Below are 22,576 nucleotides of genomic sequence, written 5' to 3' on the forward strand. Positions count from 1 at the left end.
GACGAACAAAATCGCCGCTCGAGCGGCGGAGCGAGGAAGGGAGGACGATATGCCAGGGATTCAGGTCTTCAAGACGCTAGCCGACGCGCTCAGAGCGGGCTACACCGTCTACGACCGCACTTCCGACGGCTATCTGGTGCGCATGCGCACCGCCAACGGTTGGGCGATGGCGATCGTCACCTGCCAGAGCTCGACGTAGCGACGGCAGTCGACGCTGCGAAAAAGAGGGGCGGACCGCTCAGGCGGTCCGCCCCTCCTTCGTTGATCGTGGAGCGACTCAGCGCTTGTCCGGCGGCGGTGCCGGCTTGGAGAGCTCCTCGAAGTGCGGTCGGCCGGGCTGGTGCCAAGCGCTGCCCGGGTGCCAGGGGATGTCCTGCGGCGCTTGCGGACCGCCCGGACCGGGGCCGGGCGGCGGCGGCGGAACGAAGGTCGTCCGCGTGCCGCCGGGCAGCTGCGCGCCGGCGAGCAGCGCGCTGATGATCATCGCGATCCCGACGAACATCGGAATCAGCCCGCCCAGCAGCCAGGGGCCGCCGTGGAAGTCGGACGTGCCCGGCGTTCCACCGATGAACGAGAGCCCGATCAGGATCGCCAGGCCGATCATGGCGGTTTGGATGCCCTTGGCCAGCGCCCGCTGCGGATCGTCGTCGGGACCGCAGTAGCGCGCCGCGCGCGGCGGCGGCATCGGCGCGCCGGTCTGCCAGGGCGGCACGGCTTGCCCGGCCGGGCCGGCCTGGTTCATCTCGCGGTACCAGCGGCGGAAGGCGCGGCCGCCCACCGACGGCGGCGGCACCATCCCGCGGCGCAAGTACTCCATGTGCTCTTGATGGCGCAGGACGCGCGAGACGATCCAAGCGGCGATCGGTGCGCCGAAGATCAGGAAAACGGCGATGACCGCGGTGAAGTCTTGCATTGCTCTAACGTGAGGCTCCGTGATTGATGATGATCGAACCTTCGCGGCGGCCCGAACCGAGGGCATTTTGCCACGGCGGCAGCGGTTGCGTCGGCATCTGCCCCGACTGCTGCATCTCGCGGTACCAGCGGCGGTAGCCGCGCTTGCCCAGCCGCGGCGGCGGTACCAAGCCCTGCCGCAGGTACTCCATCCGCTCGCGGTGACACAGCAGGCGTGAGACGGTCCACGCGGTGATCGGTGAGCCGAAGATCAGCATGACCGCCATCAGGGCGGTGAAGTCGTCAGCAGAATGCATGGCTAGACGGATGCCCCCTGAGTGACGGTGATGTCGCCGCTGCCGCTCGAGACGGCGAAATGGCCGCGGCCGGAACCGAGCTGAATGATGTGCGACGAGTTTCCGGTCTCGTCGTCGCGAGCGGTGGTACCGTTGATGGCGATGCCTCCGTCATCGGTGTGGAGCGTCACGGTCGCGTCGCTGCCGTCGGCGAAACCGACCTTCACGTGTCCGTCGTTGGTCGTCAAGCGGCCGTCGGCGACCCGCAAGCCGCTGGCGATGATCCGGCCGTCCGACGTGGCGCCCTCGAGCCTGTCGGCGACGACGTGGTCGAAGATCAGGCGCCCGTCGTTCGTGCTCGCGGCAACCGTTCCGCCGCGCACGTCGGTCAGCTCGATCCGCCCGTCGTCGGTGTGGACGTCGACGTCGCCTTGCTGATCGCTGACCGAAATGCTGTCGTCACTCACGTGCGCGCTGAACGGCGCGCGCAAGCCGCTGGCGACGACCTTGCCGCCGCTCTCGACCCGGACCCGCGCGCCGGGCGGCACGCCGACGTGCAGCTGACGGTCCCAGAACCCGAAGGCGATGTGCACGCCGCCGTCGTCGTCGGGCGTCGAGATGCGTACCCCGTCGGCGCTGCGCGCCAGCGTCACCGGCGCGGGCGGCGTGCCCGTGACCCAGCCCCACTTGCGCGTCTGGTCGGCCACCCGCACCTCGATGCCGGGCTCGGCGTCGATCGTCACGTCGACGTCGTGGACGTCGATGACGACGCTGGGCGTGGGACCCGCCGGCAGCTGCTGGTCGCGGGCGGACGGCGTCCAGTCGTGGCCGAACGCGCCGCCCGGCCCGGCCGGGGCGACCGCGGTGGGGAACGACGAGTCGCTGAATCCGGCTCCGAGTGCGCGAGCGGCCAGGCCGACGATCGCAAGCTCGACGACGACCAAGGCGCCGATGAGGGTCGAGCGGGAAATCATGTCCCATGTACGACCCGAGCGCCGGTGAGTTTCGCCGTCGGCGAAACCGAGGCGTCCCTGGCGCGTACATGCGGGCAGCATGGGGCTCGCACTCGCGGTGGAACCGCCCCCGGTAGCCGTGGCGCCGGTCGACGACCAGGCGCTCATCACGGCTACCCTGGCTGGCCACGGCGAGGCGTTCGGCGAGCTGGTGGAACGCTACCAACGGGCGGTCTACCACCTCGCGGCGCGCACCCTGCGAGACGCGGCCGACGCCGAGGATGCGACCCAAGAAGCGTTCTTCAAAGCCTATCGGGCGCTCCACGGCTTCCGGCCGGGCGCGAAGTTCTCGACCTGGATTTTCACCATCTGCTACCGCGTCTGCTGCGACCGGATCGCCAAGCGCAAGCGGATCTCGCCCGACGAGCCGCCCGATTGGGCCGACCCGGCGGCCGGTCCCGAGCTCCTGGCCGAACGCAACGACGAAGCCGCCCGGCTGCGAGCGGCGATCGAAGCACTCCCCGAGAAGTACCGAACGGTCATCACCCTCTATCACTTGCAAGGGAAGCAGTACGAGGAGATTGCAACCGTATTAAACCTTCCGCTGGGAACGGTGAAGACGCACCTGTTTCGGGCGAAAGAACAGCTCCGGAAGGCCCTGAGCACATGATGATGGACGACGACTCTCTCGACCGCGCCCTGGCGGCGCTCCCGCTGGAAGAACCCCCGGCCGATCTGTACCGGCGGATCATGGCCCAGACGGTCTACGCCCCGCGGCCTGCTTTTCGCACCTGGGAGCTGTGGGTCGTCGCGTGTTTGGCCAGCCTCGCCGGCTGGCTCTGCTGGCTGGTCGGCTCCGCCCCGCACGCCCAGGAACGGATCGCGCAGGCGACCTCGCACCTGATCGCCGGCGCGGGCCTGGAGTCGATGAACACGGTACTGTGGCTGGCCGCCGGCGTCTCGGCGACCTGGTGGCTCTTGCAGCTGACGCTGCCGGCGCGTCCGCGCCGCATCGAGGTGCAGTGAGCAGCAGCGCGTCGACGCCCGCGTCGACCTCGGAGGACGGCCGAACCTACAAGATCCTGCTGGTCGAAGACGACGCGCAGATCTTGCGCGTGCTCAAGCTCGAGCTCGAGCACGAAGGCTACGAAGTCGACACCGCCACCGACGGGCTGGCGGGGTTGGAGAAGGCGCTCAAGGAGCCCGACCTGGTCGTGCTCGACCTGATGCTGCCCAAGCTCGACGGGCTCGAAGTCGCGACGCGCGTGCGCGCCAAGTCGCGCGTGCCGATCATCATGCTGACCGCCAAGGACCGTATTCCCGACCGCGTCGCCGGCCTGGACCGCGGCGCCGACGACTACGTCGTCAAGCCGTTCTCGATCGAGGAGCTGTTGGCGCGCATTCGCGCGCGGCTGCGTGACAAGTCGCCGCAAGAGAACCTGCTCACGGCCCGCGACTTGATCATGGACCGCGACCGCCACGAGGTCACCCGTGGCGGCCAGGCGATCCACCTGACGGCCAAAGAGTACGCGCTGCTCGAGTACCTGCTCTTGCACCGCAACAAGGTGCATACGCGCGACGAGCTGTTCAACGGCGTCTGGGGCAGCGACTTTCTGGGCGATTCGAACCTGATCGACGTCTACATCCGGTACCTGCGCGGCAAGATCGACGATCCGTTCCCCGAGAAGCTGATCCAGACCGTGCGCGGCGTCGGGTACGCCCTCAAGGACTCCTGAACAGCCTCCGCACCCGCATCGCGGCGCTGTTCGCGGCGTTGATCGTCGTCGTGATCGCCGTCGGCGCGATCACGATCGACCTCGCGCTGCGGCGCGTGCTGATCGATCAGGCGAAATCGCAGCTGGTCGACACCGCCGATCAGATCGAGCAAACCGCCCGCGAAGAAGCCAGCTACGGCTTCATCGACGAGGGGCCGGTCACGCTCAACCTCTCCGACCGGGTCGCGCTCGACCGCTGGGCGTCCTCGAGTCAATTCGTGCAGATCGACACGCCGCAAGGTCAGGTGCTCGGCAAGAGCTCGAACCTGGGCAGCATCACCTTTCCGCCCTTCACGCCCAGCCAAGACCGCACGTTCGAGGACCTCGCGCTCGGCGGCAACCGCCCCGGCACGATGCTGGTGCTCAACCGCATCATCACCGACGCCGACGGCCGGCCGCTGGTGCTGGCGCTGGTCGGGCAACGGCTCGACACCGTCGACCAGCTGACCTCGCGCACGCGCACGATCTTGTTCGCGACGGCGTGGGACGCGATGATCATCGTCGCGCTGGTCGCGTACTTCGTCGCCGCCGCGGCGATCGTGCCGATCGAACGGCTGACGCTGGAGATCGCCGAGATCGGCTCCGAGCATCTGGACCGGCGGCTGCGCTGGCGCCGGCGCGACGAGGTCGGCCGGCTCGCCGCCGCGTTCGACGCGATGCTGGACCGGCTGCAGGCGGCGTTCGCGCGCGAGCGGCAGTTCATCAGCGACGCGTCGCACGAGCTGCGCACGCCGCTGACGGTGATCAACGCCAACGCGCAGATGCTGCAGCGCTGGGGCGGCGCGGACCCCGAGGTGCTGCACACCTCGCTGGAGGCGATCGCCGAGGAGAGCGGCCGGCTCGCGGCGATGGTCTCGGGGATGCTGACGCTGGCGAAGGCCGAGTCGGGCGACGCGATCCCCAAGGAACCGATCGTGCTCGAGCGGTTGGCCGAGGACGTGGCCGTGCACGCGCGCGACCGCGCCGCCGCCAAAGGGCTCACGGTGGACGTCACCAGCCCGCCCGGCGCGCGCACGATCGTCGTCGGCGATCCGGGCCTCTTGCGCCAGCTGATCGGCAACCTGGTCGACAACGCGATCAAGTTCACCGCCGTGGGCGGGGTCGAGGTCGTCGTCGAGCAGGCCGGCGGGCGCGCGCTGATCGAGGTGCGCGACACCGGCCCCGGGATCGACCAGTCGATCGCCGACCGCCTGTTCGACCGCTTCTTCCGCGGCGATCCGGCCCGCGCGCGCAGCGTCGAGGGGACGGGCCTGGGGCTCGCGATCGTGCGCTCGATCGCCCGGGTGCACGGCGGCACGGTCTCGGCCGCCGGCCGGCCGGAGGGAGGCAGCGTCTTCCTCGTCAGCCTGCCCGCCGAGCCCGAATCCCTCACGTCGGGTTCATGACGGGGATCACTCGGCAGACCTACCATGAGGTCGTGGACGTCCTCCGGACCCGAGCCGCGCGGTGGATCGCCGCGGGGCTCGGCCTGTTGTTGCTTGCGCTGGGGAAGCTCGCGCCCGCGGGCGCGGACTCCAACACCCTGCTGCTTACCAACCAGCCGGTCGTCGTCATCCTGCTGGCCGGACACGGCAACGACGTCACGGTGCGCACCTGGGACCGGCCCTTCGTCCAGATCGACGACCCCGACAACGCGACCACCATCACCCGGACCGCGGCGGTCTGGGGGACGCCGCGCTTTCCGCTGACCGCGCGCTTGCCGCCCTTCCGCTACGTCGAGCGCCAGGACGGCCAGATCGTCGGCAACGGGCTGATGCCGCCCGAAGACTTCCCGCTCTCCGGCTTCCGCGCCGGAGCGCACGACGTGGTCCGGATTCGCGCCCTGACCGCCGCGCACGTGACGGTGATGGTCCCGCCCGAGACCGGCTACCTCGACATCCGCTCGAACGGCGGCTCGACGACGATCGACGGCTATCACGGCGCCGACCTGTTCATCCGGCAGTCGTACGGGCAGATCCACGTCGGCGACGCCGCGACGACCGCGTACTTCGAGCTGCAGAACGGATTGGTCCAGCTCAGCGACGACGACTTCTCGCGCGTGCGCGTGCGTGCCAATGCCGCCCGCGTCGTGTTCGAGCGCTGCCGGTCGACGCAGATCGAGGCGACGACGGTCAGCGGCTCGATCGTCTACGACGGCGGCAGCTTCGAGCCGGGACTGGCGCGCTTCGAGTCGGAGAGCGGCGCGATCGCGCTGGGCGTCAACGCGGGGGCGCAATTGGTCGCGCACTCGCAGGACGGCCGCGTCTTCACCCGCTTCGATCAGCCGGCGCAAGTCACGCAGCGCGGCGAGAGCGACGCGGCGGCGACCATCGGCGGCGGCGGCGCGCTGGTCAACGCGATCAGCCAGCGCGGCAACGTCTACCTGTACGACGGCGCGCTGAACGACCACCGTAACCTGGGCCCCGAGTGGCGCCCGGCGCACCAAGCCTTCCGCCGCCCGGCGGCGATGGCGCAGCCCGGCTTCCAGCGGCCGCCGCCGATGCTGCAGCGGCCGCCGCTCTACCAGCACCTGCGCCGCTACGCGCCCGCGCGGCCCGCGCTCAGAGCAAGAACTTTCGAACGAGTGCGACGTCGAGCTTGAACGTGTGCTGCGGCAGCACCGCCTCGACGTGGTAGCCGCAGGCGACGAAAAACCGCTGCGCGTCGCGGTCGTGAAAGACCGCGGCCGTCACCTTGTGGCAGTTGTAGTAGTTCGAGAGCTCCTCGGCGCGTGAGAGCAGGAGCCGGCCGATGCCGCTCCGGCGCCGGTTCGGCAGCACGTAGAGCGCGGCGATCGTCCCCAGCGAGGCGGCGACGTGCAGCCGCAGCGCGCCGGCGATCTCGTCGCCGTCGCGGGCCAGCACGTCGTGCGACTGTTCGTGCCAGACGACGCGAAAGTTCCACAGCTCGCTGCGCCAGTCGCGATCGTAGCGGTTCCAGAACGGTTCGGCGTCGGCCGGGCGCGCGTTCTCGATCTCAAGCAACGTCGTACGTCCAGCCGTCGTACGCCGCGAACGTCTTGACGCCGGTGGCGTCCTCGAGGTCGTAGGCCAGCCGGCGCGGGTCGCGCTCGAGCATGCGGGTGCCGAAGTGCGACATGATCGCGACGCCCGGCTTGATCCCCTCGATCAGCGTGCGCGCGTCGTCGTACGTCAGATGGTCGACGTCCATCGAGTCGCGGTAGCGCAGCACGTTCATGATCAGCACGGCCGGCGCGTGGGCGCGGTAGTCGGCGAGGATGTCCTCGAAGTACCGCGTGCACGGCAAGTACGAGACCGTCCCGGCCGAGGTGGTGAAGTGCAGGCCGTAGGCTTCGACGGGATGCTGCAGCTGCAACGAGGCGCGCATCGCCACCGCGCCGACTTCGAACGGGCCGCCGTGCGCGGTCACGACCCACTCGCGTGGCACGAACTTGCGCGCGTACGGAAACACGACCGGCTGCTGCCCGGCGTCGAGCGCGTCGAGCGGGGCGCACAGCGCGCCGCGCGGTCGCCACCCGCCTTGGCACATCGCCTCGATCATCGCGTTGACGTCGCCGCTGTGGTCGAGGTGCTTGTGCGAGAGCACGATCGCATCGAGCGTCGCCGGATCGCACGGCGGCACGGCGCCCAGCGCGCGGACCAGCGCGCCCGGCCCGGGGTCGACGTGCACGTTGGTCCCGTCGGCGTGCAGCCAGAACCCGCCCGACGAGCGAATCTGCTTGGCGACGACCCAGCGCGCGCCGCCGGTCCCTAAAAACCGCAACGAAACCACGAGCCGCGCTTCGCGCCCGGCCTGCGACTTCCGCGCCGACGCCGGCAATCGGTGCCTCCGCGGCAGGAAAGGTGCTCCGCAGGAACGATTTAGGCTCTCCTAACCCATTGGTTTGGAGAACCTATGCTCGCCTTGAGGAGGGCCGTATTGGCGGCCTTGGTGGGCGTCGGAGGCGGAGCCGCTCTGGCGGCCCCGGCCGATGCCATTCCCGTCTTCGCCCACCGCTACGGTCTGACGTGTCAGGCCTGCCACACGGTCGTGCCGCACCTCACCCCGTTCGGCGAGCTGTTCCTGGCCAACGGCTACCGGCTGCCCGGCATCAAGCCCAAGCCGGTCTTCCCGGTCGCGGTCCGCATGGAAGACAGCTACGCCAGCGCCGGCGCCGCCGATCCCGACGAGGCCGGCCACGGCCCGCTGCCCAAGGCGATCGTCGACGAGGTCGAGCTGCTGACGGGCGGTTCGGTCGGACCACGCGGCTCGTACTGGGCCGAGGCCTACGTCGTCGACGGCGGCGAGCCGGGGCGACCGCGCGACGTCTGGTACGCGTACCGCCTGACCAACGACGGCGCCACGACCCCGATCACGCTGCGCGGCGGCGAGTTCACGCTGCCGCTCCCGCTCGATCCGGAGACGTTCCGCGAGACGACGCAGCCGTACGCGATCTGGCAGCAGACGGCCGGGATCAACCCGTTCGACTTCTTCGACGTCAAGATCGGCGGCCAAGCCGTGATCGGCGATCCGGCCCGCGAAGTGAGCGGCACGATCAACTTCGTGCAGGGCCACGACACGGCGTCCGGGCTGCCGGCGCACGGCGTCGACACGATGCTCACCCTCGCGCGCGACCTGGGCGACTTCCGGCTGGAAGCATATCGGTACGACGGCACGCGCGACCTGGCCGGCTCGGGCTTCAACGACACGCAATTCTTCAGCGGCATCCCCGACCGGTTCTGGCGCACCGGCTACGGCGTCGGCTGGACGCACGGCGGCACGTCGGTCGACGCGGTCTACCAAACCGGCAACGACACCGCGGCCGACGTGTACGGCGACGCGCTGCAGACCAGCGGCGGCTTCCTGCAAGTGCGGCAATCGCTGTTCGGCAATCGCGCCTTCGCGATCGCGCGCTGGGACGCGACGCAGGACGCGACCTTCGCGCGCACCTACACCGGCGGACTCGGTTACCGGCTGACGCGCAACACGCGCTTGACGCTATTCGACACCGGCGAGCGCGACTTCACCGGCCGGCTCATCCACGTCATCTCGTCCAGCTTCTTGGTGGCCTACTGATGCGCTCGCACCATCTGCGCCGGTTCGGCGCCTTGCTCGTCGCGTTCGGACTCGTCGCCTGCGGCGGCGGGGGCGGCGGTTCCGCGACGCCGCCGCTCGGCGGCTCGAGCGGTACCGGGCCGCCGCCGCTGCCGGTGATCCCGGAAGTCACCAGCGTCAACGGCGTCGCCGCGCTGACGCTGACGGCGCAGTTCGACCAGGACGCGCGGCCGGCGTTCTTCTACAACGGCATCGAGGTCGCGCCGACGATCCGCGTCTCGCCCGGCGACACGATCAAGATCCACTTCATCAACGACTTGCCGGCGTTCTGCGCGCCGGGCGTCGCCACCGACAGCAACCTGCACTTCCACGGCTTCACCACCTCGCCGAATCAGCCCAGCGACGACGTCATCGACATCCTCACGCCGCCCGGCGGCAGCTACGACTACACGGTGCAGGTCAACCCCGATCAGCCGCCGGGTCTGTATTGGTATCACACCCACCCGCACGGGCTCTCGTCGTGGGAGGTCGGCAACGGGATGGCCGGCGCGATCGTCGTCGAGGGAATCGCGAACTACGTGCCCGCGACGGCCGGCCTGCGCGAGCGCGTCATCATCCTGCGCGACGTCCCCAACGACAGCTCGCTGGCGGCCGGTGAATCGGCCCGCCTGCGCCGCATCGCGTTCGCGCGCCGCTCGCCGAGCGACGACGACGAGTCGGGCGGCAACTCGTGCGCGCCGGAAACCGACGCCACCCCGACCATCAACGGGCTGCAGCAAGCCTCGATCGGGATTCGTCCCGGCGAGACGGAGCTGTTCCGCGTCGTCAACGCGTCGGGCCACCGCCACTTCGACCTCTCGTTCAACGGGCAACCGATCACGATCGTGGCGCAAGACGGCGTGCCGATCTCGACCTATCCCGGCGCGCCGCAGACGATCGTGCAAACCGACGTCGTCGTCCCGCCCGCCGGCCGCGTCGAGTTCCTCGTCCAAGGGAAGGGCAGGCCGACGCCGATCGTCTCGAAGTGCTTCAACTCGGGTCCGGCCGGCGACCTCGATCCGCAGATCACGCTCGGCCAGCTCGCCGACGACTCGACCTGGTCGAATCCGGACAACACGACCACGCAGCAGCGCGTGCGCAAGCCGATCGCGGGCCTGCGGCGTTCGCAGTACTACGCGACGACGATGCCGCCGCCGGCGCAGCAGCGCACCGTCACCTTCACCGAGGACGCCAACGGCTTCTACCTCAACGGACAGCAGTACAGCCCCTCGTCCGCACCGATGTTCGTCGCGCAGCACGGGACGACCGAGGAGTGGAACCTGGTCAACGCGAGCGGCGAAGTCCACGACTTCCACATCCACCAGGTGCATTTCATCATCGAGAGCGTCAACGGCGTGCCGGTGGCGAATCCGCACTGGTTCGACACGATCGTGCTGCCGCCGGAGGGGGTGGGCGTGCAAGGACAGCTGATCCCCTCGCAGACCAAGGTGCTGCTCGACTTCCGCGATCCGGTTATCGTCGGCACGTTCGTCTTTCACTGCCACATCCTCGATCACGAAGACGGTGGGATGATGGCGAAGATTCAGGTCCAGTGACGCGCCGGTTTCGCGCCGCGCTGGCGGCCGGCGCACTTCTCGCGAGCGCGCTGGCCGGCTGCGCGCACCCCTCGCCGTTCACCGGCGTGACGCTGCGCGGCAAGCCGGCGGCGGACTTCACGCTCACCGACCAGCACGGCGCGCCGTTTCGGCTCGACGCGCAGCGCGGCCGGGTGGTGGTGCTGTTCTTCGGCTACACGCACTGCCCCGACGTCTGCCCGGCCACGATGGCGCAGCTGGCGCGCGTCTATCACACGCTCGACGATGCGCAGCGCGCGCGCACGACCGTCGCGTTCGTCACCATCGACCCGCGGCGCGACACGCGCACCGTGCTGCGCCGCTGGGTCGACCTGTTCGATCCGCGCTTCGAAGCGCTGGGCGGCAGCGAAGCCGCGCTCGATCCGGTCTACGCCGCCTATCACGAGTACCATAGCCGCATCCCGGGCTCGCGCGGGACGGGCTATCTGATGGCGCACACCGGCATCGTGTACCTCATCGACCCCGCCGGCCGGTTGCGCGTGCTGCACAGCTGGCAGGACCCGGCCGACAAGATCGCCGCCGACGTGCGCACGCTCCTCTCCTAGCGGTCAGCGTTTGGCGGCGGCGGCTGCCAGCGCCGCGAACTCTTCGCGGCCGAAGGCCGTGCCCGCGATCCCCCAACCGCCCTCCGCGGCTTCGGTCAGCAGGACCCAGGTGCGCTGCGCCTGGGTCGGATCGCCGGCGATCTTGGCGACGATCGCCGTCGCGTCGGCGACCAGCTGCCGCTGTCCCGCTCGGTCGAGCACGCCGGGCGGCGTGATCACCTGAACGCGAACGGTGCGGGCGCTGCCGTCGGCCGCGGTGTTGACGGCCTCGGCCGGCAGGCGGTGGATGTAGCAGCCGGTGTTGTGCAGATGGGCGGGACCGGGCGTCGTCACGCCTTCCGCGCGCAGGAGCGCCTGCGTGAGCTCCTCGGCCAGTTGCCGGTCGGACCCGGCGGGGAAGAGGTCCGCCGCTGCGGTGACGTCGATCATGGGCACGGCCCGGCTCCTTCTGCGACTATGACGATATGCATAGACGATAGGCTATGACGGTCAGCATAGTCAAGACAACGCCATGGCCGGTGAGGTCCGGGCGAAGATGGTCGCGGGCGCGATGCAGCTCTTGGCGCGCCAGGGGCTGCAGAGCACCTCGTTCTCCGAGGTGCTGGCACTGACGGGCGCGCCGCGCGGCTCCGTCTACCATCACTTCCCGGACGGCAAGGAGCAGTTGGTGACCGCCGCGATCGATCACGCCAGCGCGCTCGCGCTGGCCTACGTCGAACGCGCCGCCGGCGGCGACGCCGAGCAGATCACCCGCCGCTTCTTCGCGATGTGGCACGGCGTGCTCGAGCACTCGCGGCTGACGGCCGGCTGCGCCGTGCTCGCGGTCGCCGTCGCGGCCGACACCGACACGCTGCTGGAGCATGCGGCGAGCATCTTCCGCGGTTGGCGGGCGCGGTTGACGGAGCTGCTGGTCGACGGTGGGCTGGCGCAGGCCGACGCGGTGCGCTTCGCGACGACGCTGATCGCCGCCGCGGAGGGTGCCGTCGTGCTCAGTCGCGCCGAGCGCAGCCTGGAGCCGCTCGAGCTCGTCGCCGACGAGCTGGCGGCCCAGGTGCGCAGGCTCGCGCGCGGGTCAGTGGCAGGCGACTGAGACGATCTGCTGCCCCGGCTCGAAGTCGACCGTGTTGCCGGCGATCGAGGTGGGACCGAAGGTGACCGTGTTGCCGGAGATCGACGAGCTCAGCAACGTGTTCCAGGCCAAGCCCGAGCCGCCGTGGTTGCTGTACGAGTCGAAGTTGCAGGTGGTCTGCGAACCGAACCCGGCGCTGTCGGCGACGGAGATCTGCGGGATGTTCGCCCCGAAGCTGATGTCGGTCGTGCCCGGGTTGTAGACCGACAGGTAGACGACCGGCGTATACCCCGTCGCCGCGTTGTCGGCCGGGACGGTCGGCGTGACGTCGCCGTTGTCGAGCCCGTCGTTGAAGATCAGCGTGCCGCTCACGCTCGGTGCCGCGAACTGCGCGGTGATCGTGATGTTGTCGTACGTCGGCTCGGTGACGAGGGGCGGCGTCTGGTTGGCGGTCAGCGTGAGCGTCGCCTTCGTCGACGCCGGGAAGACGTAGGTCGGCGTCGCGGCGCCCGTCGGACTCGCGGTCGGCGTTGCGGTCGCGGTGGCGCTCCCGGTCGGGCTCGCGGTCGGCGTGGCCGTCGCGCTGCCGCTCGGCTTGGGCGTCGGCGTCGCCGTCGCGCTGCCGGTGGGCGTCGCGGTCGCGCCGGCGGACGGCGTCGAGCTGCTGGTGCCGCCGCAGGCGGCGAGGCCGGCGGCCATCGCCAGACCCAGGCCACACGTCAGGAACGCTAGAGAACGTCGCATGCCTCGAAGTCTAGCGGGCGCTCCGTTACAACGGCGTTACACGGTTCGCTTCGCGCCGGCCAGTACCGCCAGCTCCGGCGACGGTTCGGCGCCGAGCTCGCTGGCGAGCAGGGTGCGGTACTTGCGGTAGGCGCGCTGCGCGGCCGCGCGTCCGTCACCGGCCAAGATGGCTCGAATCAGCAACTCCCAGGCCGGCTCGTCGCACTGATCGTGAACCAGAACGCGCTCCGCGTACGCGCGTGCCGCGGCATCCCGGCCGTGCTCGAGAGCGTCGTGGCCGAGCCGCAGCAGCACGCCCCGCGCGATCTCCTCGACGCGCGGGGCGAACGGTGCGGTCCACTCCCACGCCGCGAGCGTCGCCGGTAACGTCCCGTCGGTGACGCGCGCATATCCTTCGAGTCGCGCGCGCAGGTCGGCCGTCAGCGGAGCGCCGGCAGCCAGGCGCAGCGTCCGGTCGCACTCGTCCAAGTCGACGCGCACGTCGGCGGCGAGCTGATACTCGCCGGACGGCAACTGGCGGACCACGTCGTGATCGTGCAGGCGTTCGCGCACCCGGCGAACGGAGACGCGCAGCAGCGAGCCGGTCCCCTCGTGCTCGGGCCAAATCGCATCGAGCAGCTCCCCACGCGTGCACGCGCGGCGATGAAGCGCGAGGTAGACGACCAGCTCGCGCTCGCGATTGGAGAGCGCGACCGGCTCGTCGCCACGGCGCACCACCCCGTCGAAGATCGAGACCGACAGACCGTCCGCGCTCTCGACCGGTTCGACGAGCCTGCGCGCGCGGAGGCGCCGCACCAGCGGCCCGAGCAGCCCCAGCTCGTCGTCGGCACCGCGGGCGTACGCGTCGATCGCCGCCGCGAGCGCCGGCGCCTCCACCAGCCCGGCCGTCGTGCGGGCGCGCGCGACGAACGCGGCGCGCTCGCGCGGCACGCACTCCGCGCAGACGATGCTCGCGATGGCGATGTTCGCGGGCTCCGCCGACGTCTCGGCCGCATCGAGCGCGCGCCGCGCGTACGCCGCGCGCGACTCGCCCTCGCTGATGCCGCAGGCCACCAGCGCGGCGTAACCGCGCTGCCGCGGCCGCTCGAACGCCTCGCGACGCTGCAGCGGCCCGAGGTCGCCGCGCAAGCTGGCGCGGAACACCTCGGTCCCCTTGGCGGTGTTCGGCCGCACCGCGCTCTCCAACTCCAGCGCGTACTGTTCGACCAGCGCGTCCTCGCCGGCGAACCAGGCGCCGAAAACCGCTTCTTGCAGGGCGAGCGCCGTGACGGTGGCGTCCCCCGATTCGTGCGCCAGCGCCACCGATCGGTCGAGCAGCGCGCGTTCGGTCGCGCGCGGTTGCGTCAAGCGCGCGACGCGTGCCACGACTTCTTGCAAGCCGAGCGAGCGGGTGAACGCGACGTCGGCGAAGTACGGCTCGGCCTGCGCCCACAACCGCAACGCGTCGGCGAAGCGCCCGACCCGCGTCGCGACGCTGGCTTGAAAGAGCAGGCGAATGCCGCGGTACCGGTCCGGCAACGCGGTGCCCGGTGGCGTTAGCACTTCGAAGATCTCCAGCGCCTCGTCGTGCCGGCCCAAGTTCGTGAGGACGTTGCCCAAGCTCGTCAGCACGCCGATGCGGGTCGGCAGCGGCGTATCGTCGGTCAGCGCCTCACGCACGGCCAGCGCTTCGTAGAGCCACTGCCGCTGGGAGATCCCGCTCGAACGGACCGCGGTCGCCGCCGCCCACAACGCGCCGTGCCGCATCAGCTCGCGTTCGTCGAGCTTGCCGACGACCTCGGCGAACAGGGGCGGCACCTCGTTGACGAACAGCTCGTACTGACCCTCGAGCAGGTGCGCAGCGCGCGCCGGCTCGCCGGCGGCCTGATAGAGCTGCGCGCCGCGCAGCGGCGCCCGTGGCGCGAGCCGTTCGGCGGCGCGCAGCAGCATCGCGCGACAGCGTTCCGGATAGCGCTCGTGCAAGGTCGCGCGCGCCAGCGGGTGGGCCTCGTAGGCGTCCTCGCCGATGCGATAGACGAAGGGCGAGGAACGGGCCACTTCGGCCAGCTCGGCGGCGGCCGCCGGATCGTCGAGCACCTGGGCGATCTCCTCGCCCCGCGCGCCCGGAATGCTGGCGATCGCCATCAGCCGCTCGAACTGCCGCGGCGCGAGCACGGCGAAGATCTGTTCGACCAGATAGTCGTAGAGGTCGACGAACTCTAGGCCGCTGGTGACCTCGAGCGCTTTGCTCAGCGAGCCTTCGCGCGCCAGCCGCGCGAACAGCAGCACCGCGATCGGCCAGCCGCGCGTGATGCGCGCGATCTGATCGAGCGCGCCGCGCGGCAGCTCGGCGTCGCGAAACGCTTCGGCGATCTCGCCCGCGTCGAACGCCAGCTGCTCCTCGCGCAGCGTCACCAGCTCGTGCGGCGCGGCAAACCGGCTCAGCGTGAGCGGGAGCGCGCGGCGAGAGCAGATCGCGATCTGGCGCTGCGGCGGGGTGCGTGCCAACAGCCGTGCCAGCAAATCGATCCGCTCGACCGACTCGGCCAGGTGCTCGGCGTTCTCGAACACGAACAGCGGCTGTTGCGGCGACTCCGACCACGCATCGAGCATCAAGCCGGCCCACGTCGCCACGTCGTCGGCGTCGGCCAGCCGCTGCTCGGCCAGCGCGCGTTCGCGCCGCGCGTCGCCGCCGGCCAGCGCGCCCGCCACCCGTCCGGCGAAGTCGACGCTGCCGGTCAGATCGCGACAGTCACAGACCGCGTATGAGGTGAACGTCTGCGCATATTGGCGGATCGCCGCGCTCTTGCCGTAGCCGGCCGGTGCGATCGCGGCGACGATGCGCGGCGCGCCGAGCGAGAGCCGCTTGGTGAGCGACGTGCGGGGAATCTGGTGCCGCCAACCTGCGGACGCGTCGACCCTGGGCATCGTTCCGTACGTTCGGAGCGATTTCGTGCGCCTGCGACGGTGGACCTACGCTTTCTCGACGATCCCCGTTCGCCTCCGCAACGCGCGTCCGGTGCGCCTTCTCAGAAACGCGCCGATGCGGCGCGAATGCGCTACGTGAGGACCGGCAAGGTCGCGAAGCTTCCGTTGACGATGGCGGTCGACGGGCGTCCCAGCCACTGCTCGAGCACCGTCGCGTAGACGGTCCGGAAATCCGTCGAGAACGGCAGATTGCCCATGCTGAGCTGCGCGAGCTCGGGGTGCCGGCCGTACAGGCCGCCCTTGACGCCGCCGCCGATGAGGAACAGCGGTGCGGCCTCGCCGTGATCGGTGCCGCGGCTGGCGTTCTCTTCCACCCGCCGGCCGAACTCGCTGAAGGTCATGGTCAGCACGCGGCGGTCGTTGCCGTGCGCGGTCAGGTCGGCGTAGAACGCGGCGACGGCGTTCGCGAAGTCGGCCAGCAGCCGGTCCTGCGTCTGCGGCTGGGTCGTGTGCGTGTCGAACGAGCCGTGCTGCACGTAGAGCACGCGCGTACCGAGCTTGGAGCCGACGATCTGCGCCGCCAACGCGAGACTGCGCCCGAGCGGCGTCGCCGGATAGGTCGCGTCGGTCTTGTAGCCCGCGATCAGCTTGGGCAGCTCTTGCGCGCCGCGCTGGGCGTGGTCTTCGATCTCGGCGACCTGCGCCAAGTACGGCGAGTCGAACGGCACCTGCGCATCCTGCGCGAAGGCGTGGAAGGCGTCGCGGTTGAGCGCGACCCGGTCGCTGACCAAACCGTAGCCGCGCAACGCGTCGATGGCGGGGACGTCGGTCGTCTTGGCGACCAGCACCTCCGGCAACACGTTCGTCAGCGCGACGGCGTTGAAGAGGTTGTCGTGCGGCAAGCCGGCGCCGTCGAGATAGCGCCCGAGCCAGCCGGTCGAGACGTAACCGTCAGGCGTCGCCGTCTGCCAGATCTCCGTCGAGCGGAAGTGCGAGTGGTCGGGGTTGGGGTACCCGACGCCCTGCACGACCGCGACCTGCCCGGCGTCGTACATCTTCTTGAGCGGCGCGAGCGCGGGATTGAAGCCGACGACGTCGTCGAGGCGCAGCACGTTGCCGGCCGGAATCCCGATCGTGGGCCGGAAGCGGTAGTAGTCGGGCATCCCGAACGGCACCACCGTGTTGAGGCCGTCGTTTCCGCCCTGCAGGTTGACGACGACCAGCACGCGATCGTCGTCCGCACCCGCGGCACCCAGCGGCGCCTGCGCGAGCGCTCGCGCGAAGAAATCGTCGGTCCGTCCGACGACGGTAAGCCCCGAGAGCGCACCCAGGAGAAACGACGAACGAGAGAGCTGCATCGGCGTGAGTGTTCCTTTATGCCAACTGATACGCAGGCATCGCCATCGTCAGATAGGCTGCGCCGCGGACGCGTTCGTCGATGTTCTCGACGGAGAGCTGGGCCAGGGCCGATTGGCCGCTGCCGGAGAGATACGAGACGAGCTGCGTCTGGGCGGCGTGCGAGACGTCGCCCTGCAGCATCGTGTCGGTGAGGATGAAGGCGACTTGCGTCGGGTCCATGGTGCGCATCGTCGGCTGGATCCAGGCCGCGTCGGCCGTCATCTTCGGGTTCTCGGCGACGGCGTTGGCGAAGTTCTCGCGGGTCAGCACCGTCTGGCTGTTGAGCCAGGCCGCGCCGCCGTCCCAGCCTTTGACGTTGGGCGGATAGAACAGCACCTGGCCCATCGCGCGCAGCGCGCCGAGCTCGGCCGGCCGGACGTCGGAAACGCCGAACAGCTGATGCGTTCCGACGACGAACTGCACGGGGCTCTTGACCAGCGCCCGATAGGCGCGGTCGCTGTAGAAGACGTTGCTGGCCAGCAACGTCGCCATCACCGGGCGCAGGTCGAAGTCGTGGTGCCGTAAGAGCGCCGCGACCTGATCGACCAGCGCGGGCTCGGGATCGTCGTAGACGAAGAACGAGAGCAGCTTGGTCGCGAAGAAGCGCGGGCACGCGGGCTGCTGGAAAATGATGCGCACGATGTCGCCGCCGTCGAAGTTGCCGGTTTGGCGCAGGAACGTCTTGACGCCCTCGTCGTGCTGGAAGCGCCGTGCCACGAACGTTCCGGTGTCGTCGGCGTTGCGACGGAAGCTCCAGCCGGTGAACGCTCGCGCCGATTCGCGCACGTCGGTCTCAGTATAGTTTCCGATTCCGAGCGTGAAGAGCTCCATCAGCTCGCGGGCGTAGTTCTCGTTCGGGTGCGCCTTGACGTTGACGTTGTTGTCGAGGTAGCGCAGCATGGCGGGGTCCTGCGAGACCCGCAGCGTCAGTTCGCGCACGTTGCCCAGCGCGAAGGTGCGGAAGAGCTGGTTCTGTGCCAGCAGCTCCTGCTCGGTCGTGCCCTTCTCCGGCGAGCTGGTGAAGTGGCCGTGCCAGAACAGCGCCATCTTCTCTTGCAGCGGCGCCGGCGTTGCGATCATCCGCTCGAGCCACCAGGTCTGCAACGCGATCAGGTTGTCGCGGCGGATGACGTTGTTGCGCATCTGGAACGATTTGCGCGCGGCCACGGTCGCGTCGTCGGTAGCCGCGTTCTTCCCGTACAGACCCGGCGGCGCGACCAGCTGCGGCTGCAGCAGCGGCGGCTCGGCGGCCGGCCCGTCGTCGAAGCGCACCAGCGCGGCGGCCGCCTGCGCCGGGCCGAGCGACGTATACCGGTCGACGTCGGCGGGCGAGCCGCCGAAACCGGCACGCCGCAGCAGGTGGGCCGCGAGCCGGCGGTTCCACGGTCCGGCGTACGGGCGGAGCGCGGTCGTCGCATCGAGCGAACCGGCCGGGCGATATGACGGTGAAGCGAGAGTCGTCTGCGGAGCGGCCACGATGCCAGGATAACGCCAGGGACGCGATTCGCGCACGGCGGCATGGATATTCTCATCCCGCCCTTAAAAACGGCAATCGTGAGCCTGCTCGAATCCCACGTCGACCGCGACTCGGCCTTCGAACACAACGCCGCGTCGATGGCGACGCTCGTCGAGGATCTGCGCGCCAACCTCGCGCGCGTGCGCGGCGGCGGCGGCCCCGCGGCGGTCGAACGCCATCGCGCGCGCGGCAAGCTGACCGCGCGCGACCGCATCGACCGCCTGGTCGATCCCGGCAGCGCGTTCCTGGAGCTCTCGGCACTGGCCGCGCACGACATGTACGGCAACGACGCACCGGCCGCCGGCATCGTGACCGGCATCGGCGCGGTGTCGGGAACCGACTGCGTCATCATCGCCAACGACGCGACCGTCAAAGGCGGCACCTACTATCCGATGACCGTCAAGAAGCATCTGCGCGCGCAGGAGATCGCGGCGCAGAACGGTTTGGCGTGCATCTACCTGGTCGACTCCGGCGGCGCGTTCTTGCCGCTGCAGGACGAGGTCTTCCCCGACCGCGACCATTTCGGGCGCAACTTCTACAATCAGGCGCGCATGTCGGCCGAGGGCATCCCGCAGATCGCCTCGGTGATGGGCTCGTGCACGGCCGGGGGCGCCTACGTGCCGGCGATGTCCGACGAGACCGTCATCGTCAAGGACGAGGGGACGATCTTCTTGGGCGGGCCGCCGCTGGTGCAAGCCGCGACCGGCGAGATCGTCACCGCCGAAGAGCTGGGCGGCGCCGACGTGCACACTCGGATCAGCGGCGTCGCCGATCACTTCGCCGTCGACGACGAGCACGCGCTCGGCATCGTACGGCAGATCGTCGCGCACGTCGACCGCCGGCCCTACGATCCGTGGCCGCTGCGCACGCCGCGGCCACCGGCGCGCGACCCGCACGATCTGTACGGGATCATCCCGGCCGACGCGCGGCAGAGCTACGACGTGCGCGAGGTGATCGCGCGCCTGGTCGACGGCTCCGACTTCGCCGAGTTCAAGGCGCGCTACGGCACGACGCTGGTGTGCGGCTTCGCGCACCTCGAGGGCCACCCGGTCGGCATCCTCGCCAACAACGGCATCTTGTTCAGCGAGTCCGCGCTCAAGGGCGCGCACTTCATCGAGCTGTGCTGCAAGCGCGGCATTCCGCTGCTCTTCCTGCAGAACATCACCGGGTTCATGATCGGGCGCGAGTACGAGAACCGCGGTATCGCCAAGGACGGCGCCAAGCTCGTCACCGCGGTCGCCTGCGCCGAGGTGCCGAAGTTCACCGTCGTCATCGGCGGCAGCTTCGGCGCCGGCAACTACGGGATGTGCGGACGCGCCTACGCGCCGCGCCAGCTCTGGATGTGGCCCAACGCGCGCATCAGCGTCATGGGCGGCGCGCAGGCGGCCTCGACGCTGCTGACGGTGCGCATGAACGCCGACGCCGAGCGCGACAAACCAGCGCTCAGCGCGGCCGAGCAAGACGCGTTCAAGGCGCCGATCCTCGAGAAGTACGAGCTCGAGGGGAACCCGTATTACTCTTCGGCGCGGTTGTGGGACGACGGCATCATCGATCCGCTCGACACGCGCCGCGTCCTGAGCATCGGCTTACGCGCCGCGCGCTACGCGCCGCCGAAAGCGACGACCTTCGGCGTCTTCCGCATGTAAGCGTCAGCGCTGCGACAAACGTCGCTGGCGTGACAAAGGTCGGAGGCGACTGGAAAACGTCGAGTAATCGACCGATCACTAGGCCCATGAGACTGCGGATGGGTACTCAGCTCGCGTTCGGCTTTTTCGTTCCGATCGCGGCACTGGCGCTGGCGATCGTCGCCGTCACGGCCGAGATCGCGCACGTGCAAACGCTCAAAGACGACTTGCTGCTCAAGTCGAACATACGCGCGCACACGCGCGACATTCTCTTTCAGGTCACGGCGGCGCGCTACGCGACGCGCGGCTACACGCTCACGCTGCAGCCCAAGAATCTCGAAGCGCAGCACGCAGCGATCGTGACGGCGCACGACGACGTGGCCTTCGTCGTCGCGCACGAGGCGACGCTGCCGGCGGCCCTCGCACCGCAGATCGACGGACTCGACGCGATGGTCACCGCCATCGACCAGCGCAGCACCGAGGTCGCGGATCTCGCCAAGCGCGATCGCGCGATCGTCCTCGAGACGTACATGGGCCACACGAGCGGGCGCGACGCGCACGCGAGCGCGGTCATTGCGGGCAACGTCGGCGGCTTCGCCGCGCTGGCGCGGACGCTCGACGTCATCCTCAAGGCGGCGGGCGCTTCGGCCGACGCTTCGGCGGCGACGATGCACGACCAGCTCGTCCTGCTCGAACGGCTGCTGCTGGGGATCGGTTTGGCGACGGTGCTCGCGACGATCGTCGTCGCCGGACTGCTCGCGCGCCGTATGACTCGCCGGCTCAGCCGCGTCTCGGGCGCGCTCGACGCGATCGTCAGCGACGATTTCGAACGGCTCTCGCAAGCGCTCGACCGGCTCGCGCACGGTGATTTGCGCGTCGGCTTCCGCTCGGAACGCGTGGCGCTCGCCGATCCGTCGGCCGACGAGATCGGCGATCTGACCCGCAGCTACGACGCCCTGGCGGCCGGCCTGGGCGCCGTCGGCGCGCGGCTCAACGACGGGACCGCGCAGTTGCGCTCGCTGATCGGTGGCGTCGTCACCGCCTCGCGCAGCCTCTCGCTGGCCTCGGACCAGACGTCGAGCGCGGCCAATCAGGCCTCGGCGGCCGTCGAGCAGATCGCGCGCGCCGTCGAGAGCGTGGCCGAGGGAGCCAAGGAACAAGCGCACCGCACCGCGCAGGCCAGCGCGGCCGTCGAAGAGCTGGCGCGCTCGGCCGAGATGATCGCGACGACCGCGGCCCATCAAGCCGGTGCGATCCAAGACGCGACCGGCGGCTTGCAGAAGCTCGACGACGGGATCGCCTCTCTCTCCACGCACGGCGACGACCTGGCGCGCAGCGCGCGCGACGCGACGCAAGAGGCGGGCGGCGGGAACGACGCCGTCACCCGCACGCAGGCCACGATGCGCCAGCTGCGCGAGGTTTCGCAGCGAGCCGCGGAGGCGATGCTCGCGCTCGAAGAGCGTTCGCAACAAGTCGAGACGATCGTACGGGCGATCGAAGAGATCGCCGAGCAGACGAACCTGTTGGCGCTCAACGCGGCGATCGAGGCGGCGCGCGCCGGCGATCACGGCCGGGGCTTCGCGGTCGTCGCCGACGAGGTCCGCAAGTTGGCGGAACGCTCGGCCGGCGCGACCAGCGAGATCTCGCAGATCCTCAGCGCGATTCGGCGCGAAACGCTCAACGCGGCCCAAGCGATGCGCGCGTCCGACTCCTCGATGGAAGACGGACTCACGGTCGCCGAACGCGCCGCCGCGGCGTTGGCCGGGGTCGAGCGCGCGATCGAGACGACGACCTCGGTCGCCGAGGAGCTCGCCTCGCGCGCACGCGCGATGCGCGACGCCTCGCTGCACGTGACCGAGAACGTCGCCAGCGCCTCGGCCGCGGTCGAGGAGAACGCCGCGGCCGCCGGCCAGATGCGCGTCACGACGCACGAGATCACCTCGACGATGACGCCGGTCGCGCAGGCGGCCGAGGAGCAGTCGGCGGCCGCGCAGCAGGCGGCGCTCGCGACGGGCGAGCTGGCCTCGGGCGTGGTGGAGATCGACGCCACGGCGCGCGCCCTGCGCGATCAGGCCGAACAGCTGGACCGGCTGGTGGCGCGCTTCATCGTCGACGGCGACGCGCCGCTGGCGGTGCCGGGCTTCGGCGCGTTGGTGGCCGCCGGCTGAGCCCGTCTCCTCACCAAGCTGAGACGATGGTGGGGAAACGGTAAAGAACGTGCTAAACCC

Annotated in this window: 22 protein-coding genes; 12 read left to right on the forward strand and 10 right to left on the reverse strand. The window is 70.1% G+C overall.

The window, feature by feature from the left end:
• The first annotated feature begins 49 nt into the window (after nucleotides 1-49).
• A complete protein-coding gene (locus VMD91_19410; GenBank protein ID HTW86249.1) occupies nucleotides 50-199 on the forward strand; it encodes a hypothetical protein in 150 nt (49 codons plus the stop codon).
• A 78-nt stretch (nucleotides 200-277) separates the two neighbouring features.
• Here VMD91_19410 and VMD91_19415 read toward each other — a convergent pair whose 3' ends face one another.
• From VMD91_19415 to VMD91_19425, 3 genes are read right to left on the reverse strand one after another with little or no spacing between them, the layout of a single operon-like run.
• Nucleotides 278-913, reverse strand: a complete 636-nt coding sequence (locus VMD91_19415; protein HTW86250.1) for a hypothetical protein — start codon at nucleotides 911-913, stop codon at nucleotides 278-280.
• 4 nt (nucleotides 914-917) lie between these two features.
• Nucleotides 918-1,208, reverse strand: a complete 291-nt coding sequence (locus VMD91_19420; protein ID HTW86251.1) for a hypothetical protein — start codon at nucleotides 1,206-1,208, stop codon at nucleotides 918-920.
• 2 nt (nucleotides 1,209-1,210) lie between these two features.
• Nucleotides 1,211-2,161, reverse strand: coding sequence for a DUF4097 family beta strand repeat-containing protein (locus VMD91_19425; protein HTW86252.1), 951 nt, complete (start codon nucleotides 2,159-2,161; stop codon nucleotides 1,211-1,213).
• A gap of 79 nt (nucleotides 2,162-2,240) precedes the next feature.
• Between VMD91_19425 and VMD91_19430 the strand changes: the two genes are divergently transcribed.
• From VMD91_19430 to VMD91_19450, 5 genes are read left to right on the forward strand one after another with little or no spacing between them, the layout of a single operon-like run.
• Nucleotides 2,241-2,810 (forward strand): sigma-70 family RNA polymerase sigma factor, encoded by a 570-nt coding sequence (locus VMD91_19430; protein ID HTW86253.1) that lies wholly within the window; start codon nucleotides 2,241-2,243, stop codon nucleotides 2,808-2,810.
• Between the two features lie 2 nt (nucleotides 2,811-2,812).
• Nucleotides 2,813-3,166, forward strand: a complete 354-nt coding sequence (locus VMD91_19435; protein HTW86254.1) for a hypothetical protein — start codon at nucleotides 2,813-2,815, stop codon at nucleotides 3,164-3,166.
• Entirely contained in the window at nucleotides 3,163-3,876 is a 714-nt protein-coding gene (locus VMD91_19440; protein HTW86255.1) for a response regulator transcription factor, read from the forward strand. Before VMD91_19435 ends, VMD91_19440 begins: the two co-directional genes overlap by 4 nt.
• Before the next feature lie 38 nt (nucleotides 3,877-3,914).
• Complete coding sequence (locus tag VMD91_19445) at nucleotides 3,915-5,300, forward strand: HAMP domain-containing sensor histidine kinase (protein HTW86256.1); 1,386 nt, start codon at nucleotides 3,915-3,917, stop codon at nucleotides 5,298-5,300.
• 32 nt (nucleotides 5,301-5,332) lie between these two features.
• Nucleotides 5,333-6,496 (forward strand): DUF4097 family beta strand repeat-containing protein, encoded by a 1,164-nt coding sequence (locus VMD91_19450; protein HTW86257.1) that lies wholly within the window; start codon nucleotides 5,333-5,335, stop codon nucleotides 6,494-6,496.
• On the opposite strand, the gene VMD91_19455 is transcribed toward VMD91_19450, so the two are convergent.
• Nucleotides 6,456-6,878, reverse strand: coding sequence for a GNAT family N-acetyltransferase (locus tag VMD91_19455; GenBank protein HTW86258.1), 423 nt, complete (start codon nucleotides 6,876-6,878; stop codon nucleotides 6,456-6,458). The two genes, VMD91_19450 and VMD91_19455, sit on opposite strands and share 41 nt — an antisense overlap.
• The gene (locus VMD91_19460) at nucleotides 6,871-7,647 is read right to left on the reverse strand and encodes an MBL fold metallo-hydrolase (protein HTW86259.1); all 777 of its coding nucleotides are present in this window, start codon (nucleotides 7,645-7,647) and stop codon (nucleotides 6,871-6,873) included. The genes VMD91_19455 and VMD91_19460 overlap by 8 nt, the downstream gene beginning before the upstream one ends.
• A 147-nt stretch (nucleotides 7,648-7,794) precedes the next feature.
• Between VMD91_19460 and VMD91_19465 the strand changes: the two genes are divergently transcribed.
• From VMD91_19465 to VMD91_19475, 3 genes are read left to right on the forward strand one after another with little or no spacing between them, the layout of a single operon-like run.
• A complete protein-coding gene (locus VMD91_19465) occupies nucleotides 7,795-8,931 on the forward strand; it encodes a hypothetical protein (protein HTW86260.1) in 1,137 nt (378 codons plus the stop codon).
• Nucleotides 8,931-10,505: a multicopper oxidase family protein gene (locus VMD91_19470; GenBank protein HTW86261.1), complete on the forward strand. Its 1,575-nt coding sequence runs from the start codon at nucleotides 8,931-8,933 to the stop codon at nucleotides 10,503-10,505. Before VMD91_19465 ends, VMD91_19470 begins: the two co-directional genes overlap by 1 nt.
• On the forward strand, nucleotides 10,502-11,089 hold the full coding sequence (locus VMD91_19475; GenBank protein HTW86262.1) for an SCO family protein: 588 nt from the start codon (nucleotides 10,502-10,504) through the stop codon (nucleotides 11,087-11,089). The genes VMD91_19470 and VMD91_19475 overlap by 4 nt, the downstream gene beginning before the upstream one ends.
• A gap of 3 nt (nucleotides 11,090-11,092) precedes the next feature.
• Here VMD91_19475 and VMD91_19480 read toward each other — a convergent pair whose 3' ends face one another.
• Nucleotides 11,093-11,518, reverse strand: a complete 426-nt coding sequence (locus VMD91_19480) for a tautomerase family protein (protein HTW86263.1) — start codon at nucleotides 11,516-11,518, stop codon at nucleotides 11,093-11,095.
• Between the two features lie 82 nt (nucleotides 11,519-11,600).
• Between VMD91_19480 and VMD91_19485 the strand changes: the two genes are divergently transcribed.
• A complete protein-coding gene (locus tag VMD91_19485; GenBank protein ID HTW86264.1) occupies nucleotides 11,601-12,179 on the forward strand; it encodes a TetR/AcrR family transcriptional regulator in 579 nt (192 codons plus the stop codon).
• Here the strand turns inward: VMD91_19485 and VMD91_19490 are convergent.
• The 4 genes from VMD91_19490 to VMD91_19505 all read right to left on the reverse strand — a co-directional run bounded on the left by VMD91_19490 (nucleotide 12,162) and on the right by VMD91_19505 (nucleotide 18,683).
• Entirely contained in the window at nucleotides 12,162-12,902 is a 741-nt protein-coding gene (locus tag VMD91_19490) for a hypothetical protein (protein HTW86265.1), read from the reverse strand. The genes VMD91_19485 and VMD91_19490 overlap by 18 nt on opposite strands.
• A 36-nt stretch (nucleotides 12,903-12,938) precedes the next feature.
• Nucleotides 12,939-15,809 (reverse strand): BTAD domain-containing putative transcriptional regulator, encoded by a 2,871-nt coding sequence (locus tag VMD91_19495; protein ID HTW86266.1) that lies wholly within the window; start codon nucleotides 15,807-15,809, stop codon nucleotides 12,939-12,941.
• A gap of 131 nt (nucleotides 15,810-15,940) precedes the next feature.
• Nucleotides 15,941-17,167 (reverse strand): DUF1501 domain-containing protein, encoded by a 1,227-nt coding sequence (locus tag VMD91_19500; protein HTW86267.1) that lies wholly within the window; start codon nucleotides 17,165-17,167, stop codon nucleotides 15,941-15,943.
• A 16-nt stretch (nucleotides 17,168-17,183) separates the two neighbouring features.
• Nucleotides 17,184-18,683 (reverse strand): DUF1800 domain-containing protein, encoded by a 1,500-nt coding sequence (locus VMD91_19505; GenBank protein HTW86268.1) that lies wholly within the window; start codon nucleotides 18,681-18,683, stop codon nucleotides 17,184-17,186.
• Nucleotides 18,684-18,761: 78 nt separating this feature from the next.
• Between VMD91_19505 and VMD91_19510 the strand changes: the two genes are divergently transcribed.
• Together VMD91_19510 and VMD91_19515 are read left to right on the forward strand one after the other, a co-directional pair.
• Nucleotides 18,762-20,369 carry a carboxyl transferase domain-containing protein gene (locus VMD91_19510; GenBank protein HTW86269.1) on the forward strand — a complete coding sequence of 536 codons (1,608 nt, stop codon included), beginning with the start codon at nucleotides 18,762-18,764 and terminating at the stop codon, nucleotides 20,367-20,369.
• 98 nt (nucleotides 20,370-20,467) lie between these two features.
• Complete coding sequence (locus VMD91_19515; GenBank protein HTW86270.1) at nucleotides 20,468-22,516, forward strand: methyl-accepting chemotaxis protein; 2,049 nt, start codon at nucleotides 20,468-20,470, stop codon at nucleotides 22,514-22,516.
• Nucleotides 22,517-22,576: the final 60 nt, after the last annotated feature.

It is taken from the genome of Candidatus Sulfotelmatobacter sp., from assembly GCA_035504415.1.
In the GTDB taxonomy this organism is placed as follows: Bacteria; Vulcanimicrobiota; Vulcanimicrobiia; order Vulcanimicrobiales; family Vulcanimicrobiaceae; genus Vulcanimicrobium.